Annotated in this window: 14 protein-coding genes and 2 pseudogenes; 10 read left to right on the plus strand and 6 right to left on the minus strand. The window is 62.0% G+C overall.

Annotation, left to right across the window (positions count from 1 at the left end; genetic code table 11):
• Positions 1–44: 44 nt before the first annotated feature.
• The 5 genes from HJB91_RS22505 (at position 45) to HJB91_RS22525 (ending at position 5,268) form a co-directional block, all read left to right on the plus strand.
• Positions 45–1,052, plus strand: a complete 1,008-nt coding sequence (locus HJB91_RS22505; RefSeq protein WP_210631802.1) for a LacI family DNA-binding transcriptional regulator — start codon at positions 45–47, stop codon at positions 1,050–1,052.
• Positions 1,053–1,456: 404 nt separating this feature from the next.
• On the plus strand, positions 1,457–2,185 hold the full coding sequence (locus HJB91_RS22510; protein WP_210632199.1) for a FadR/GntR family transcriptional regulator: 729 nt from the start codon (positions 1,457–1,459) through the stop codon (positions 2,183–2,185).
• A 263-nt stretch (positions 2,186–2,448) separates the two neighbouring features.
• Entirely contained in the window at positions 2,449–3,462 is a 1,014-nt protein-coding gene (locus HJB91_RS22515) for an ABC transporter substrate-binding protein (RefSeq protein ID WP_221147366.1), read from the plus strand.
• 94 nt (positions 3,463–3,556) lie between these two features.
• Positions 3,557–4,375 (plus strand): ABC transporter ATP-binding protein, encoded by an 819-nt coding sequence (locus HJB91_RS22520; RefSeq protein WP_221155925.1) that lies wholly within the window; start codon positions 3,557–3,559, stop codon positions 4,373–4,375.
• An 11-nt stretch (positions 4,376–4,386) separates the two neighbouring features.
• The gene (locus tag HJB91_RS22525) at positions 4,387–5,268 is read left to right on the plus strand and encodes an ABC transporter permease (protein WP_210631799.1); all 882 of its coding nucleotides are present in this window, start codon (positions 4,387–4,389) and stop codon (positions 5,266–5,268) included.
• 81 nt (positions 5,269–5,349) lie between these two features.
• On the opposite strand, the gene HJB91_RS22530 is transcribed toward HJB91_RS22525, so the two are convergent.
• Positions 5,350–6,750 (minus strand): sensor histidine kinase, encoded by a 1,401-nt coding sequence (locus HJB91_RS22530; RefSeq protein ID WP_210631798.1) that lies wholly within the window; start codon positions 6,748–6,750, stop codon positions 5,350–5,352.
• A complete protein-coding gene (locus HJB91_RS22535; protein ID WP_210631797.1) occupies positions 6,740–7,408 on the minus strand; it encodes a response regulator in 669 nt (222 codons plus the stop codon). Before HJB91_RS22535 ends, HJB91_RS22530 begins: the two co-directional genes overlap by 11 nt.
• A gap of 182 nt (positions 7,409–7,590) precedes the next feature.
• Here HJB91_RS22535 and HJB91_RS22540 point away from each other — a divergent pair, with 182 nt between their 5' ends.
• Both HJB91_RS22540 and HJB91_RS22545 read left to right on the plus strand, forming a co-directional pair.
• The gene (locus HJB91_RS22540) at positions 7,591–8,169 is read left to right on the plus strand and encodes an isochorismatase family protein (protein WP_221147363.1); all 579 of its coding nucleotides are present in this window, start codon (positions 7,591–7,593) and stop codon (positions 8,167–8,169) included.
• Positions 8,166–9,176 carry a GlxA family transcriptional regulator gene (locus HJB91_RS22545; RefSeq protein ID WP_210631795.1) on the plus strand — a complete coding sequence of 337 codons (1,011 nt, stop codon included), beginning with the start codon at positions 8,166–8,168 and terminating at the stop codon, positions 9,174–9,176. The genes HJB91_RS22540 and HJB91_RS22545 overlap by 4 nt, the downstream gene beginning before the upstream one ends.
• On the opposite strand, the pseudogene HJB91_RS22550 reads toward HJB91_RS22545, so the two are convergent.
• Positions 9,171–9,482: pseudogene (locus HJB91_RS22550) on the minus strand (carbohydrate-binding protein); the annotation flags it as partial. The gene HJB91_RS22545 and the pseudogene HJB91_RS22550 sit on opposite strands and share 6 nt — an antisense overlap.
• Between HJB91_RS22550 and HJB91_RS22555 the strand changes: the two are divergent.
• The 3 genes and pseudogenes from HJB91_RS22555 to HJB91_RS22565 form a co-directional block, all read left to right on the plus strand.
• Positions 9,482–9,834: pseudogene (locus HJB91_RS22555) on the plus strand (hypothetical protein); the annotation flags it as partial. The pseudogenes HJB91_RS22550 and HJB91_RS22555 overlap by 1 nt on opposite strands.
• A 163-nt stretch (positions 9,835–9,997) precedes the next feature.
• Positions 9,998–10,240, plus strand: a complete 243-nt coding sequence (locus HJB91_RS22560) for a type II toxin-antitoxin system Phd/YefM family antitoxin (protein ID WP_210631794.1) — start codon at positions 9,998–10,000, stop codon at positions 10,238–10,240.
• Complete coding sequence (locus HJB91_RS22565) at positions 10,240–10,662, plus strand: type II toxin-antitoxin system VapC family toxin (protein ID WP_210631793.1); 423 nt, start codon at positions 10,240–10,242, stop codon at positions 10,660–10,662. Before HJB91_RS22560 ends, HJB91_RS22565 begins: the two co-directional genes overlap by 1 nt.
• On the opposite strand, the gene HJB91_RS22570 is transcribed toward HJB91_RS22565, so the two are convergent.
• From HJB91_RS22570 to HJB91_RS22580, 3 genes are all read right to left on the minus strand, one after another.
• Positions 10,659–11,168, minus strand: coding sequence for an HIT family protein (locus HJB91_RS22570; protein ID WP_221123432.1), 510 nt, complete (start codon positions 11,166–11,168; stop codon positions 10,659–10,661). The genes HJB91_RS22565 and HJB91_RS22570 overlap by 4 nt on opposite strands.
• Before the next feature lie 85 nt (positions 11,169–11,253).
• The gene (locus HJB91_RS22575) at positions 11,254–13,620 is read right to left on the minus strand and encodes a PAS-domain containing protein (protein WP_405048800.1); all 2,367 of its coding nucleotides are present in this window, start codon (positions 13,618–13,620) and stop codon (positions 11,254–11,256) included.
• 198 nt (positions 13,621–13,818) lie between these two features.
• The gene (locus HJB91_RS22580; RefSeq protein ID WP_210631791.1) at positions 13,819–14,238 is read right to left on the minus strand and encodes an HD domain-containing protein; all 420 of its coding nucleotides are present in this window, start codon (positions 14,236–14,238) and stop codon (positions 13,819–13,821) included.
• Position 14,239 lies beyond the last annotated feature (1 nt).

A 14,239-nucleotide genomic window follows, 5' to 3' on the forward strand; every position in this document is an offset into this window, starting at 1 on the left:
GATAAAATCTGACAAAAGAAAGCTTTAGAACCGGTTCGATAACCATGACGACCATACGAGATGTCGCGCGCCTGGCGGGGGTTTCGATCTCGACCGTCTCGCTCGCGCTCAACAGCCCGAAGCGGGTCGGCGCCGAGACGCTCGACCGCATCCGGCAGGCGATACAATCGACCGGCTACCGCATCGATCCGGTGGCCCAGACGCTGGCGCGCGGGCGCAGTTCGCTGATCGGCTTCGTGTCGGCCAATCTCGGCAACATGTTCTTCGGCGACATCCGCCGCGAGATCGAGCACCAGGCGCTCGACCACGGCTATTTCGTGCTGATCGCCGACTCCTCCGGCAGGGCCGATCTCGAACGGGCGCTCTTGGAGCGGCTGCAGGCGCAGAAGATCGCCGGCATCGCTTTGGCGGCAAACGGGCGCGGCGAGGAATACGCAAGCTTCCTGCGCGAGTTCAAGACGCCGATCGTCATGTTCGACCAGAAGGTGGAGGGCGCCGAACGCGATTTCGTCGGCTCCGACAATCCGCTGACGACGACGATCCTGACCGAGCACCTGCTGCAGCTCGGCCACCGGCGCATTGCCTTCATCTCCGGCCCGAGCGGCCTGCACACCGCCGACGAACGCCTGAAGGGCTTCATGGATACGATGGCGGGCGCCGGCGTCGACGTCGATCCTTCACTCGTGGTCGAGGGCGGCTATACCAGGAGCGGCGGCCACACGCAGGCGATGCGCCTGCTCACCCGCCGCGATCGCCCGACCGCGATCATCGGCGCCAACAACATGATGGGGCTGGCAACCTTGCAAGTGATGCAGGAGATGGGCTTTCGCTGTCCCGACGACGTATCGCTGGCAATGGTCGACGACGTGCCCTGGAGCAACGTCATCACGCCGCGCATCACCATGGTCGTGCAGGATGCGCAGAAGCTCGGGGAACTGGCTGCACAGCGCCTGTTGGCCAGGATCGCAAGCCCCGAGGCCGCCGCCGAGCCGCCGCAGGATTTCATCCTGACGCCGAGATTCGTGCGTGGGGAGTCGACAAAGCGGCTATAAGGCGCTGGCCTAAACTTCCTTGCGAGGCCAGGGAAGAGGCCGATCATCATCGAGGCTATCAGCCCATGCTTGCATCAACCCGTGATCGACAGTCTTGCCCTCGTCCACATCAACCAGTGCTTCAAGAGTCAAACTGCGGCGCTTTCCTGCACAGGCGGAAGCGAAACCTGTTCAGCCGGGATTCTGGTTCCCATCGCAGCTCTCTTATCGACCATCGCAATCATAGCGAATAACTCAGATCATATGCAACGGGGCACCCTACCGCCAAAATCGGCAAGCACCCACAATTGTGCGTCCATTGAAAGATCACAAGATTTGTCATGCATGTGTGATGAATCGTAATTTCGGGATGTCGCGGCCCTGGCCGGCGGGATCGAAGCCGATGCGGGGATCGAGGCGTGGCTATGCAGGGGAAGGATCGCAGCAGGGGCTCGGGGTCTCTGGTCTCACAGGTTGGCGAAAGCCTGCGGCAAGCGATCCTCAGCGGCCAGTACGCCGCCGGCGACAAGCTTCCGAGCGAGCATGAACTGACCGAGACGCACAGCGTCAGCCGGACCGTGGTGCGCGAAGCCGTGGCAGCCCTTCGCTCCGACGGGCTGGTCGAGGTGCGCCAGGGCGCGGGCATCTTCGTGATCAGCCCCGACGCGGCGCTGTCGGGCCGGAAAGTCGACAAGGCCCGCGTCGCCTCCGATCTGGAAGTGCTGGAGATCCGCACACCTGTCGAAATCGAGGCGGCGGGGCTCGCCGCGCTGCGCCGCTCGCCGGCGCAGGAGGAAGCGATCTTCGAATGCCATCGGAAAATCCTCCACTGCATCGAGACCGATCAGTCCATCCGCGAGGCGGATCTGGAACTCCATGTCGCGATCGCCGAGGCGACGAACAATCCGCTGTTCAAGCACTTCCTGGAGTCTCAAGGCTCGGCGATCATCCCGCAATCGAGGGTCGTTCCGGAAACAAGGGCGGCCGAACAGACCGCCTACCGCAAGCTCATTCACCGGGAACATGAAGCGATCATCGTGGCGATCTCCGACAGGGACGATCAGGCGGCCCGCAACGCCATGCGTGAGCATCTGGTCGGCAGCCAGGCCAGGTATCGCAACCTGCTGAAGGATCTGCGAAGTTTTACGAGCTGAGGCTAACGCAGAGCGCTGCAGCAGACATCACCAGACCAACCGCTATCCCGGCTGCCGCGAGCAAATGGCCGATTGCGCAGCCGCGTTATGGTAAGGGACGTGCGCAGCTCATATCGGCGTGATGGATGGACGGGCTGTTAACCTGTCTGCGGCTGAAAGCTAGTTGAAAGCTTCGACGTCTTAGGAAAGGGCAGCATCGTGGAGGAGACACGGGTCAAGGTGACGAGACGACGATGCGGGTAAACCATCAGGAGGAGATATCAATGCGTTCTTCACGCAGCCTTTTTCACACCGTCGCTTTTTCCGCGCTTCTCGCCGCAGCCTCGTTCACGTCAGGCGCCGCCCACGCGGCCGACAAGATCACCATCATGGTCGGCGGCTATGAAAAGCAGATCTATTTGCCGGCCAAGCTGGCTGAATCCCTGGGCTACTTCAAGGACGAAGGTCTCGACGTCGAGCTGCTGAACGAAGCGGCTGGCGTCGATGCCGAAAACCAGCTTCTGGCAGGCGCCGTGCAGGGTGTCGTCGGCTTCTACGACCACTGTGTGGACCTGCAGGCCAAGGGCAAGTTCGTCGAATCCATCGTTCAGTTCAGCCAGGCGCCTGGCGAGGTCGAGATGGTTTCGAGCAAGCACCCCGACATCAAGTCGCCCGCCGACTTCAAGGGCAAGAGCCTCGGCGTCACCGGTCTCGGCTCCTCCACCAACTTCCTCACCCTCTTCATGGCCTCCAAGGCGGGCCTGAAGCCCGGCGACGTCGTCACCATTCCGGTCGGCGCCGGCGGCACCTTCATCGCCGCCATGCAGCAGGATCAGATCCAGGCCGGCATGACGACGGAGCCGACGATCTCGCGCCTGATCAAAACAGGCGAAGCGAGCGTTCTCGTCGACATGCGCACGGTCGAAGCGACCCGCAAGGCACTCGGCGGAACCTACCCGGCTGCCTCGCTCTACATGGAAACTTCGTGGGTCGAGGAACATAAGGACGAGGCACAGAAACTTGCCAACGCCTTCGTCAAAACGCTGAAGTACATCAATACGCATTCCGCCGCCGAGATCGCCGACAAGATGCCGAAGGATTTCTACGTCGGCGACAAGGACGGCTACGTCAAGGCTCTCGACGAGGGCAAGGGCATGTTCACGCCTGACGGCGTGATGCCGGAAGACGGTCCGCAGACCGTGCTTGCCGTGCTCTCGGAGTTCTCCAAGAACGTCAAGGGCAAGCAGATCGACCTTTCCAAGACCTACACGACCGAGTTCGTCAAGAACGTCAAGTGAGGCCGCCGCGCCGCTTCCAGCTCCCGAGCGGAAGCGGCGTCCGTTCGATCACGGGCATCGCGTGCGCGCCCCTAAGCACGCCTCAGGTATCACCATGCAACAGGACAACAATCAGACCCCGGCGATCGAGTTGATCAATGTCAGCCGGCGCTTCGTCTCTCCGACCGGCAAGTCGCTCACTGCCCTGCGCGATTTCAACATGACGGTCGCCCGCGGCGAGTTCGTCGCCGTCGTCGGCCCCACCGGCTGCGGCAAGTCAACGACACTCAACCTCGTGACGGGCATCGCACGCCCGAGTGCCGGCGAAGTCCGCCTGATGGGCGGGCCGATCACCGGCATCGACCCGCGTGTCGGCTTTGCGTTCCAGACCGACGCGCTCTTCCCGTGGAAGAACGTGATCGACAATGTCATGGCCGGCCCGCTGTTTCGCGGCAAGTCGCGCGCCGAGGCGGAACAGAGCGCCCGCGACTGGCTGGCCCGCGTCGGCCTGTCGAAGTTTCTGCACCATTATCCCCATCAGCTTTCCGGCGGCATGCGCAAGCGTGTCTCGCTGGCGCAGACCTTCATCAACGAACCTGAAATCCTGCTGATGGACGAGCCCTTCTCGGCGCTCGACGTGCAGACCCGCACGGTCATGCACGAAGAGTTGCTGAAGCTCTGGGCCGAGCGCAAGGCGTCTGTGGTGTTCGTCACCCACGATCTCGAAGAGGCCGTGGCGCTTGCCGACAAGGTCTATGTGCTGACCGCCGGCCCGGCCACGGTGAAATCGGTCTATCCGATCGACCTTCCCCGCCCCCGCGTCGTATCGGAAATCCGCTACGAGCAGAGCTTCATCGACTACTGCAAGACGATCTGGGAAGACCTGCGCGAAGAGGTCGAGACCAGCTACCGCCGCGCAAGCGAAGCGGCCTGACGGAGGATATCATGGCACACGTCACATTCGAGGCCGGTTCGGCCACTCTGTTTCGCCCGGGCACGTCCGATGCCGAGATCGAAGCCTCCGCGCTGAAGGCGATACGCCGGCGCAACACGCTGGTGCGCTTCTGGCAGATCGCCATCCTGGTCTTCGTGATCGGCATGTGGGAGCTTTCCTCCAACATGAACTGGATCGACCCATTCTTCTATTCCAGCCCGAGCGGCGTCGTTGAGCGGCTTTACGAATGGGCGACCGAAGGCACCACCGAAGGATCGCTCTGGTATAATCTGTGGGTGACGATGGAAGAGGCACTGATCGGCTTCTTTGCGGGCTCGATCACCGGCGTCTTCGTCGGCATCGGCCTCGGTCGCAACCGCTTCCTGTCGGACATTTTCTCCGTCTACATCAAGGCAATCAACTCGATCCCCCGCGTGGTGCTCGCCCCGATCTTCATCATGATCATGGGTCTCGGCCTGCCGTCCAAGGTGGCGCTCGCCTTCATCATGGTGTTCTTCGTCGTCTTCGCCAACGCCTTCCAGGGCGTGCGCGAAGCCGACCGCAACATGATTGCCAATGCCCGCATCCTCGGCGCTTCCGACTGGCAGGTGACGCGCACGGTGGTCATTCCCTCAGCGATGAGCTGGATCTTCGCCAGCCTGCACGTCTCCTTCGGCTTCGCGATCATCGGCGCGATCGTCGGCGAATTCGTCGGCGCCCGTTTCGGCATCGGTCAGTTGATCTCGATTGCAAAGGGCACGTTCGATGCAGCCGGCATGTTCGCGGCCATCCTCCTCGTCATGGTCGTCACGCTTTTTGCCGAATACATCATGACGCTGATCGAGAACCGCCTGGCAAAATGGCGTCCGCAGCAGCACCTCGACACGCAGTAATAAATCCGCCTCCTCCCAAGGCAGATCGAAGCGAAGGCCGGGCTCCATGCCCGGCCTTTGTCAATTTGGAGCGTCGCCGGTTCAAGCGAGCGGAAGCCGCACGGTCACGACGAGACCGCCGCCCTCCGCATCGCTCAGCGAAACCGAACCTCCGGCGCCTTCGACGACCTCCCGAACGATCGCAAGCCCGAGACCGCTCCCTTCGCTTTCGGTTCCCATGATCCGATAGAACCGTTCAAAAACCTGCTCGCGCTCCCCTTCGGGAATCCCCGGCCCATTATCCCAGACGGTGACGACGGCGTGGCCGTTCTCCTTCCCGACGGCGACGGTCACTCGCCCATCGGCTTTGCTATAGCGGATCGCATTGTCGATGAGATTGACCAGCATTTCGCGCAGCATCGTCCCGTCACCCGCCACGATGGCGGAGCGGTCCGCCTCCAGGCCGAGATCGATGTTGCGCTTGAGTGCCTCTTCGGCATAGGCCTCCAGGATCTCGCGGGCAGCCTTGCTGAGATCGGTCGCGTCGCTGCGGGGGCGCCGGCTGCCGGGCTCGGCTCGCGACAAGGTGAGAAGCTGGCTGGCGAGGCGCGAAATCTGCCGTGTGCTGGTGCGCAGCGCTGCAAGCGCCTCGTCGCGGCGGGCCGCATCATCCTCCCGGGATGCCACGCTCGCCTGCGTCGAAATCAGCGCGAGCGGCGTCCTCAACTGATGCGCCGCATTCGATACGAACCGCCGCTGCGCGGCCATCTGGTTCTGGACGCGCTCCATGTAATCGTTGAGCGCATGGACGAGCGGGCGTAATTCGCTCTGGACCATCTCCGGCGGCAGCGGATCGAGGCGGTTGCGCCCGCGCCGCCGCACGGCGTCCCGCAACCTGAGCGCCGGCGCGAGGCCGCGCTGAAGCCCGAGGATGGTCACCAGGCTTGCGACGAAGACAAGCACGAACTGCTTCGAAAAATCCGAAAGCCACAATTGCTGTCGCATCGCGTACTGGCTGTTGTGGGTCACGGCGACGGTCACCGAGATCGTGCCGTCATCGGGAAGACCGACGACGGGATGGTCGAGCATGATGACACGCACATCGGCGCCGTGGAAGGCGCGATCATCGCCCGCCCGCTGGACGGCTGGCCGCGGCAGGTCGGGAAAGCCGCTCACCAGATTGCCCCAGGCGGTGATGACCTGATAGGATACACGGTCGCCAAAGCCGGTATCGAACATCTCGAGCGCGGCCGGCGGCACATCCACCTGAACATTGCCGCCCTCATCGACGCGTACCGCCTCGGCGATGACGCGGGCGGAGGCGAGAAGCGTTCGATCCGTCACCAGCTTTGCCGTCGCGTCGGCCGACCAGAAACTGTCGTAGAGATTGAAGGCGATCGCGCCGAAGAGCGTCAGCAGCACCCAGCAGAGCAATTGCACCCTCAGGCTCTGGCTGAGCCGCGCGATCGTTCCGCCGGCCTTTGTCACGGCGCTATTGGACATGTCTGAGGAGATAGCCGAGCCCGCGCAGCGTCGCGATCTGAACCGAACTGTTTTCGAGCTTCTTGCGCAGCCTGTGGACGTAAATTTCGATGGCGCTGGGATCGGCCTCATCATGGAAACCGAAGACGCTTTCCGACAGGGCGGCTTTCGAGACCGTGGTGCCGAGCTTCATGACGAGCTGTTCGAGAACGGCATATTCCCGCGGCGTCAGTTGCAGCGGTTCGTCTGCGACGAAAAACTGCCGCGTGCCGCCGGAAAAGCGCAGGTTTCCGACGGTGATCTCCGAGGACGCCCGGTGCTGGCCGCGGCGGACGACCGCGCGGATTCTCGCCTCGAGTTCGGCGATTTCGAAAGGCTTGGCGAGATAATCGTCGGCGCCGCTGTCGAGCCCTGCCACACGGCCGTCCAGGCTCGCATTTGCGGTCAGGATGATGACCGGCAGCTTGTTTCCCGATTGCCTCAGCCGCTTCAAAAGCGTCAGTCCGTCAAGCTTGGGCAGCGCAAGATCGAGGATCATCGCTGAATATTCCGCCACCTTGAGCAGATGCTCGGCGTCCTCGCCGTCATAGGCAATATCGATAGTGTACTGCGCCTGCCGCAGGGCTTTGCCCAGCCAGGCCGCCAGTTCCTTGTTGTCCTCCACCACAAGCAGTCTCATCCGTCCCCCTTAGCACGGGCAGAGGGCCTGGCGGAAGCGTGCCTATGGCGTTGTGTCTCGCCCGCCGCTCCCGGCACGAGGCCGCCTTCGGCCGCCATTGGCGCGAACTGTCCGCTATTTGTCCGGCGCGTGCATTTTCCTCTGTCTTCATGTCGTCGAATATGGCTTCATGATTAACCGCCATGGAGCAGAAAATGTCCGGCCATGAAACCATTCTTCTCGTCATAGACGCGCAGGAGTCCTTCCGGCAGCGCGATTATTGGGATGAAGCCCTCGCACCCGCCTATATCGAACGCCAGCAGTCTCTGATCGACGGCGCCGCAGCCCACGGAATACCCGCCATCCAGATCTTTCATGTCGATGGAAGCGGGCCGTTTTCGGAAAGCTCCGGCTTCGTCAAAACGCTCGCCCCGCTCAGGATCGCTCCCGAAGCAACCTTCAGGAAGAGCCGCCATAGTGCGCTCGTCGGTTCCGGGCTCGACGTGTGGCTCACCAAGAATGGTGTTCGTCGCATCATCGTCTCCGGCATCCGCACCGAACAGTGCTGCGAGACCACGACGCGCCACGCCTCGGATCTCGGCTATCAGGTCGACTATGTCGGCGAAGCGACTCTGACCTTCCCGATGACCGACGCGGCGGGGCGCACCTGGAGCGCCGGAGAAATCCGGGGCCGCACGGAACTGGTGCTGTCGGGCCGCTTCGCCCGGATCGCCACGGTCGAACAGGCGCTGGCGGGGCGCGAAGAGCAACTCGCGGCATGACTGGTACAGCGCAGCCCTTCGATATTCCCGTCTACGTCGTCGTGCCGCCGCGCGTGCTGCTGCTCGATGTCGCTGGCCCGATCGAAGTGCTGCGCAAGGCGAACCTCGAACAGACGGCGGTGCGTTTCAGCGTCACCTATATTGGCCCCTCGGCAACGGTCGGCAGCTCGATCGGCCTTGCCGTGACCGGCGTCGCCGCCTTGCCGGAGCGATTGCCCGACCAGGCGCTTGTCGTCATCGCCGGCAGCGCCGACGCGCCGATGGAGAACAACCGTCCGTGGGACGAAGAGGAGCGCGCCGCCCAGGCCGCGATCGTCGCCTGGCTGAAGCGGGCCATTCGTCCAGGGGTTCGGCTGGCCTCGATCTGCTCGGGCGCCTTGCTCGCCGCCGAGGCCGGAATGCTCGACGGCCGCGAATGCACCACCCATCACGGCTGCATGGAGGACCTGGCGAGGCTTGCGCCCACCGCGCGCATCCGGGACAACCGGCTCTATGTCGAGGATGGAGAGCGCCTGACGAGCGCCGGCATCACCGCCGGTATAGACCTCATGCTGCACATTGTTGCCGAAGCGGCGGGACATGCCTGCGCGCTTGCGGTGGCGCGCTATCTCGTCGTCTATCTCAGGCGCGGCGGCTCGGATCCGCAGCTTTCGCCCTGGCTCGAAGGCCGCAACCATATCCATCCGGCCATCCATCGCGCCCAGGACGCAGTCGCTGCCGATCCCTCCCGCGACTGGTCGGTCGCCTCGCTCGCGCGCCTCAGCGGCGCCAGCCCGCGAAACCTCTCGCGGCTGTTCAACGAATATACCGGCATGAGCGTCACGGATTTCGTCAACCGTATGCGCGTGGCGCTCGCCCGCGAGATGCTCGCCGGTTCACGGCTGGATATGGAGGCCGTGGCGATGCGCGCCGGCTTCGGCTCGGCCCGGCAGCTGCGTCGCGCCTGGAACAGACTGCATGACAGCCCGCCGAGCGCGGCGCGGCCCAAGCCGGCCCTCGGCTCATAGCGTAAGAGGAAGGCGGTGCCCGGCCTCGTCTTCGACAGCGACGACGGCAGCCACCTCCGTCCCCCAGATTTCGATCTGCGTCAGCGCCGGGAAGGGCGAACTGTCCTCAGCCTTTACAAGGCCGTGCAGTTCCATCCATTCGATGATGCACGGCTCTATCGCAAAGCGCTGCGCAGCACCCGATTTCACCAGCGGGAATGAAAAGCTCCTGCCGTTCGAGAAGGTGACGCTTGCCTTTTCCCACCAGGAATCATGCGGGAAATCCGCCCGGAGGTAGAAGACGATCTCATCGATCCGCACCGGCCGAGCGCGCCAATTTCAACGCCGACCGATCCGAACAGGCAGAGGGCCGTGCCGTCTGGTACGGCCAGATCGATATCAGCGCTATCGTCGATCTCTCGACTCGCCGAGAGCCGGCCATGCGATGAGCCCTATACCCAACACCAACCTCATCCACGCCAAGACCCTGCTGCCGCAGTTGCACGGCGAAATCGACCCAGGAACTACCGTGCTGGTCACCGCGGCACTGGCTCTGCCGGTTCAGGAGAATTGGGTGCTGGCGCTGGAGAATTCGCCGGCCTGCCCGGATCTTGATGAAGTGGAGCGGCACTTCCGCGAGAAGAGCGTTCGGGTGCCGGCATTCGCTCTGCCGCAGTAGCTTCAAAGCCTGCCTCCGCCGTCTCGCACTCCGGGCCTGAGGCTGTCGAGGCAGGTTGGTTTGCGGTTGACCAAGTTGCAATTCGAAGCCTATCATCGCTCAAGATATCGGCAGGCCGCTGTGGCCCCGCTCGACAATAAACGCAACAGCAGGGGAGGCCGTCATGGCGGTCACAGTCAAAGTCGCTGAAGCAAAGACCCATCTGTCAGAACTACTCGCCAAGGTCGAGGCCGGCGAAGAGGTTATCATCTCCCGCGGCAACAAGCCGGTTGCTCGGCTTTCGCGCATTCGCCGCGAAAACGATATCGCTGCACTGATCGCCGAGATCAAAGCTCAACGTGCCAGCCGTCAATTCACGACGCAGGAAGAAATCCGCGAGTGGCGTGACGAAGGCCGACGTTACTGATGACCTTTGTCCTTGACGCCTCGATCGCCGCAGCGTGGTTTCTCCCTGATGAGCAGCACGATGCTGCCGACCGGCTTATGTCCGATCTCAACACGACGGTTGGATTAGTACCGACCTTGTTCTGGTTCGAAACCCGTAATCTGTTTCTGATGGCGGAGCGACGTGGACGGCTTCGATCCGGCGAAGCGGTGCTGCTGATGACGCAATTGCGGGGCCTGTCCTTGGAGGACGCCGGATCAGGAGGAGACGGATTGATACTTCATCTGGCAAACCGCTATGCACTCACGGCATATGACGCGAGTTATGTTGCCCTTGCGAAAGCGGATGGCCTGCCTCTGGCCACAGCCGATCGAAAGATGGCGGACGCGGCGCGCAACGAAGGCATCACCATCCTCGGGCCACTCGAACGACGTGAAGTCTAACAACGATTAGTCCCCTCTGCGTGATATGCTTCAGCGATCCGCCGCGCCAGCTCCGCCATTTCATTTTCGGGCATCTGCAGAACGCCATGTTCCGCCATCAACGCATGGTATTGCTGCTTCTCAAGAGGTAGACCTGCAGGCAAAGGAACGACATGAAAATGCAAGTGACTATTGGCCTGCCGGCTGCCGAGCGAAAGCACGTAAATTCGTTCAGCATCGAAGACGCTTATCAGCGCACGAGACAAAAGGTGCACCTTCTCCTGCAGTCGAAGATACTCATCGGTCGACATGTCTTGCGCCAAATCCTCCCGATGTTCTCTCGGGCAGGCAAGGCAATAACCGGGCAGTGTCTGATATTTGCTCAGGAAGATAATCGTCTCATCGTCTTCGAAAATACGATGATGAAAACAAGCCGGATCATTCTCGATCAAGCCGCAGATAAAGCATGGCCGCGTCGCAATGTCGCGCACATAGGTCTTGAGATCGAAGGGTTGGCGATCGATCATTCTGAACCTCCATCTCCCAGCGGCGAGCGCTAAACAATGCGACCAACAGCGAAGGCCGCCGCCGCTCGGAGAAGATGCCGTCTGCCTATCCGGCAGCGACACGCAACTGATCTGGCACCTCCGCGCCGATCGGAATCCGAAGCGTAAACGTCGTGCCGTCCCCGCGGCTGCTTGTCACTTCTATCGATCCGCCGTGAAGCTCGATGATCTGCTTGACGAGATTAAGGCCGATGCCAGTGCCGGCAATGCCCGTGGAACTTCTGGCGCGGAAATAACGCTGGAACATCTTCGGGAGGTCATCGGCGTCGATGCCGATGCCTTCGTCGCGGACAGTGATGCAAACGCTGTCCCCTTCCTGCCATCCGGTGACGTGGACGTTCGGCGAATCCGGTGCGTATTTCACGGCGTTCGAGAAGAGATTGCTGAAGACCTGGTCGAGCGCAGGATGATCCCCATAGATGGTCGGAGGAAGCCGATCGAGGTCAAGCAGAAAACGGTGGGTGCGCCGGATGCTCTCCTGGCGGGCGCGGCAGATTTCGATGATTTCCGCGATCGAGCACGGCTTGTGCACGATGGTGATCCTGCCATGGTCCAGCCGCCCGGCAGCAAGAATACTTTCCATCAGTTCGAGCATGCGCGAAACCGAGCTGCGGATCTGATCGGCTTTTTCGCAAAGAAACTCCGGCGTCGCTGCCTCTTTGCGCCGAATGAGCCGTTGCGCCGCGCCGTCGATCACCGCAAGCGGGGTGCGGAATTCATGCGACGCCATCGAGACGAACTGCCGCTGCAATTCGTTGATCTGCTTTTCCTGTTCGAGCATCCGTTCGAGCTCTTCTGTCTGCCGCGCCAGTTCGACCGTGCGGGAGCGCACCATCTCTTCAAGCGTGTCACGGTGCTGCAGCAATGCCTTTTCGGCGCGCTTGGCCTCGGTGACGTCGACGACAGCCATCAGCGATGCCGCCTGGCCCTTGTAGTTCAAGCAGGTGGAATAGACGGTGACCTCGATGGCCGCGCCATCTCCCTTGAGATGGCGGCAAGAGCGGGACGACGCAGGATCCTCGACATCGAAAACGACGGCCTGCGGCGGATTGGATTCCTGCGCCTCGATGTCGGATAGTCGCATCGTCAGGAATTGCTCCAGACGATAGCCGTAGTGATCGATGGCGGCTTGGTTTACGTGGAGAAATCTCAACGTTTCATGATCGTAAACCCACATCGGCATCGGGTTGCCTTCGAACAGCAGCCTGAACGACGCCTCCTGCATCTTGAGATCGGTAATGTCGACACGTATGCCGACGCTGCCGCCTTCGGAGATCTGGCGTTCTTCGATCCGTATCCAGCGGTTTCCGGGTAGGCGTTGCTCGTGTTTGCTGGTGGGCTTTGCATGATGGGCCAGCCTTTCCGCCAGCCATTCCTCTTCGCGTCCGACCGCTTCCGGATATTGGCCGCGCTCGAGGCCTGCACGCAGGCGGTCTTCGAAGCGCATGCCTTTTACGAGCATATCGCCGCTTTCGGCGTAAAGCTGCTCATATCTCTGGTTCCAGAGGACGAAGCGGTCTTCCTCGTCGAATAGGACGAGACCTTCCGGGACGACTTCGAAAGCCGCCAGAAGACGTGAATGCGCTGCCCGCGCCTCCTGCTCGGCGCGTTCTGCCTGGACATGCGCCTTCGCAAGGGCCTTTTCAGCCTGCCAGGCCTGCGTGATATCCTCGTGGGTCGATACCCATCCGCCGTCCGACGTGCGCTGATGATAGCCGCGGATGATCTGGCCCGACTTGAGTTCCTTGATCCAATCCCGAGGCGTATCGCCCCTATTGGTCGCTTCGGCCCAGGCGAGATATTCCGAGGTCGAGGTGGCGGGAACGGCGCCGACCCCCTGTCTCAGGTTGAGGATGTCCTTGAGTGACTGTCCCGGATGGATGACGGAGGGATCAAGTCCGTAGACTTCGGCATAACGGTTGTTTGAAAGCAGCAGCCGGCCGGCCTCGTCGAACAGGCAGACGCCTTGTCCCATGCTGGCAAGTGCCGTATCGAGTTGCTCGTTGCGCCGCTGCAGGCGCGCGTGGACTGCGCCGAGCTCGATATGTCGCTTAATGCGGGCGACGAGCTCCGCGGCGGAGACAAGGTTGGAAACGCAATCCACCGCACCGGCGGCAAGCCCTCCGATCCGGCTCTCCTCGTCCTCCGGCGAGACCAGAATGATGACTGGAATATCACACGTTATAGGCTTTGATTTGAAACGCCGGCAGTCTTCGAGCCCACCTCCCTCCGGCGACAGGGCGTCCAGCAGAATGAGCGCCGGCAGCGGTCGTTTGGCGGCGCATTCGTGAAACTCAGCTCGGTCGAGGTGAACGCGCAGCACGATACCATGTCGCTCGAGGGTGTCGCCGACACCCTGCAGGCCTGCCAACGTGCCATCCATTGCCAAGATTGTGTGCAGTTCGCCGGACACGACCGTTCCCTCGTTCATCCACATGGACGCGACTATAGGTCGTACCGGTTAACACGACCCTCACCTCAGGTCGGCACCAGGGTGCTCCGCTTTCTATGGTTGAAGAATGGTTGCGAGCGAGGCGGAAAATATCCGGTGATGCAAGAGGACGCACGGCAGACATTCTTCGGGACTTTCGCCGGCACCGCCCGAACAGACCTAGCGTTCGTTCCGGATGTCGTGCAGGAGATCCAGACCGCGCTGGTATTTTTCGGTTTTCTTGCCGGCTTGTTCGGCCTGTCGGAGATTGTCTTCAAGGTCCGCCTGTTTGACTGGCAGGGCCAGCGAATTCGATGCGGCGCGTCTGACGAATTCGTCGTCAGGCTCCTCGGGCCGCCGCGTCAAGGCATCCACCGCAGAGATGATCGCCGGCGGGAAGCCTTCCTCCCTTAACCTGTCGAGCGTCCAGCCACTGCCTTTTTCGGCGACGTCGTGAAGATAGGCAACCGTTCGCGCCTCGTCTCCCGACACGAGAAGCGCGACCCGCTGGCAATGCTCAAAGAATGGCCGCCCGGTCTTGTCCACCTGCCCTTCATGCGCCTCTAAGGCGATTTGCATGGCATGGTCGAGATGCTGCATG

The organism is Rhizobium sp. NLR10b (assembly GCF_019685435.1).
Classification (GTDB): Bacteria; Pseudomonadota; Alphaproteobacteria; order Rhizobiales; family Rhizobiaceae; genus Rhizobium.

What these genes read in the sequence shown, in the direction of transcription:
- HJB91_RS22525 (WP_210631799.1), top strand. Translation starts at nt 4,387, where the DNA reads ATGGCACACGTCACATTCGAGGCCGGTTCGGCCACTCTGTTTCGCCCG.
- HJB91_RS22520 (WP_221155925.1), top strand. Translation starts at nt 3,557, where the DNA reads ATGCAACAGGACAACAATCAGACCCCGGCGATCGAGTTGATCAATGTC.
- HJB91_RS22535 (WP_210631797.1), bottom strand. Translation starts at nt 7,408, where the DNA reads ATGAGACTGCTTGTGGTGGAGGACAACAAGGAACTGGCGGCCTGGCTG.
- HJB91_RS22505 (WP_210631802.1), top strand. Translation starts at nt 45, where the DNA reads ATGACGACCATACGAGATGTCGCGCGCCTGGCGGGGGTTTCGATCTCG.
- HJB91_RS22545 (WP_210631795.1), top strand. Translation starts at nt 8,166, where the DNA reads ATGACTGGTACAGCGCAGCCCTTCGATATTCCCGTCTACGTCGTCGTG.
- HJB91_RS22580 (WP_210631791.1), bottom strand. Translation starts at nt 14,238, where the DNA reads ATGCAGCATCTCGACCATGCCATGCAAATCGCCTTAGAGGCGCATGAA.
- HJB91_RS22570 (WP_221123432.1), bottom strand. Translation starts at nt 11,168, where the DNA reads ATGATCGATCGCCAACCCTTCGATCTCAAGACCTATGTGCGCGACATT.
- HJB91_RS22515 (WP_221147366.1), top strand. Translation starts at nt 2,449, where the DNA reads ATGCGTTCTTCACGCAGCCTTTTTCACACCGTCGCTTTTTCCGCGCTT.
- HJB91_RS22560 (WP_210631794.1), top strand. Translation starts at nt 9,998, where the DNA reads ATGGCGGTCACAGTCAAAGTCGCTGAAGCAAAGACCCATCTGTCAGAA.
- HJB91_RS22510 (WP_210632199.1), top strand. Translation starts at nt 1,457, where the DNA reads ATGCAGGGGAAGGATCGCAGCAGGGGCTCGGGGTCTCTGGTCTCACAG.
- HJB91_RS22565 (WP_210631793.1), top strand. Translation starts at nt 10,240, where the DNA reads ATGACCTTTGTCCTTGACGCCTCGATCGCCGCAGCGTGGTTTCTCCCT.
- HJB91_RS22540 (WP_221147363.1), top strand. Translation starts at nt 7,591, where the DNA reads ATGGAGCAGAAAATGTCCGGCCATGAAACCATTCTTCTCGTCATAGAC.
- HJB91_RS22530 (WP_210631798.1), bottom strand. Translation starts at nt 6,750, where the DNA reads ATGTCCAATAGCGCCGTGACAAAGGCCGGCGGAACGATCGCGCGGCTC.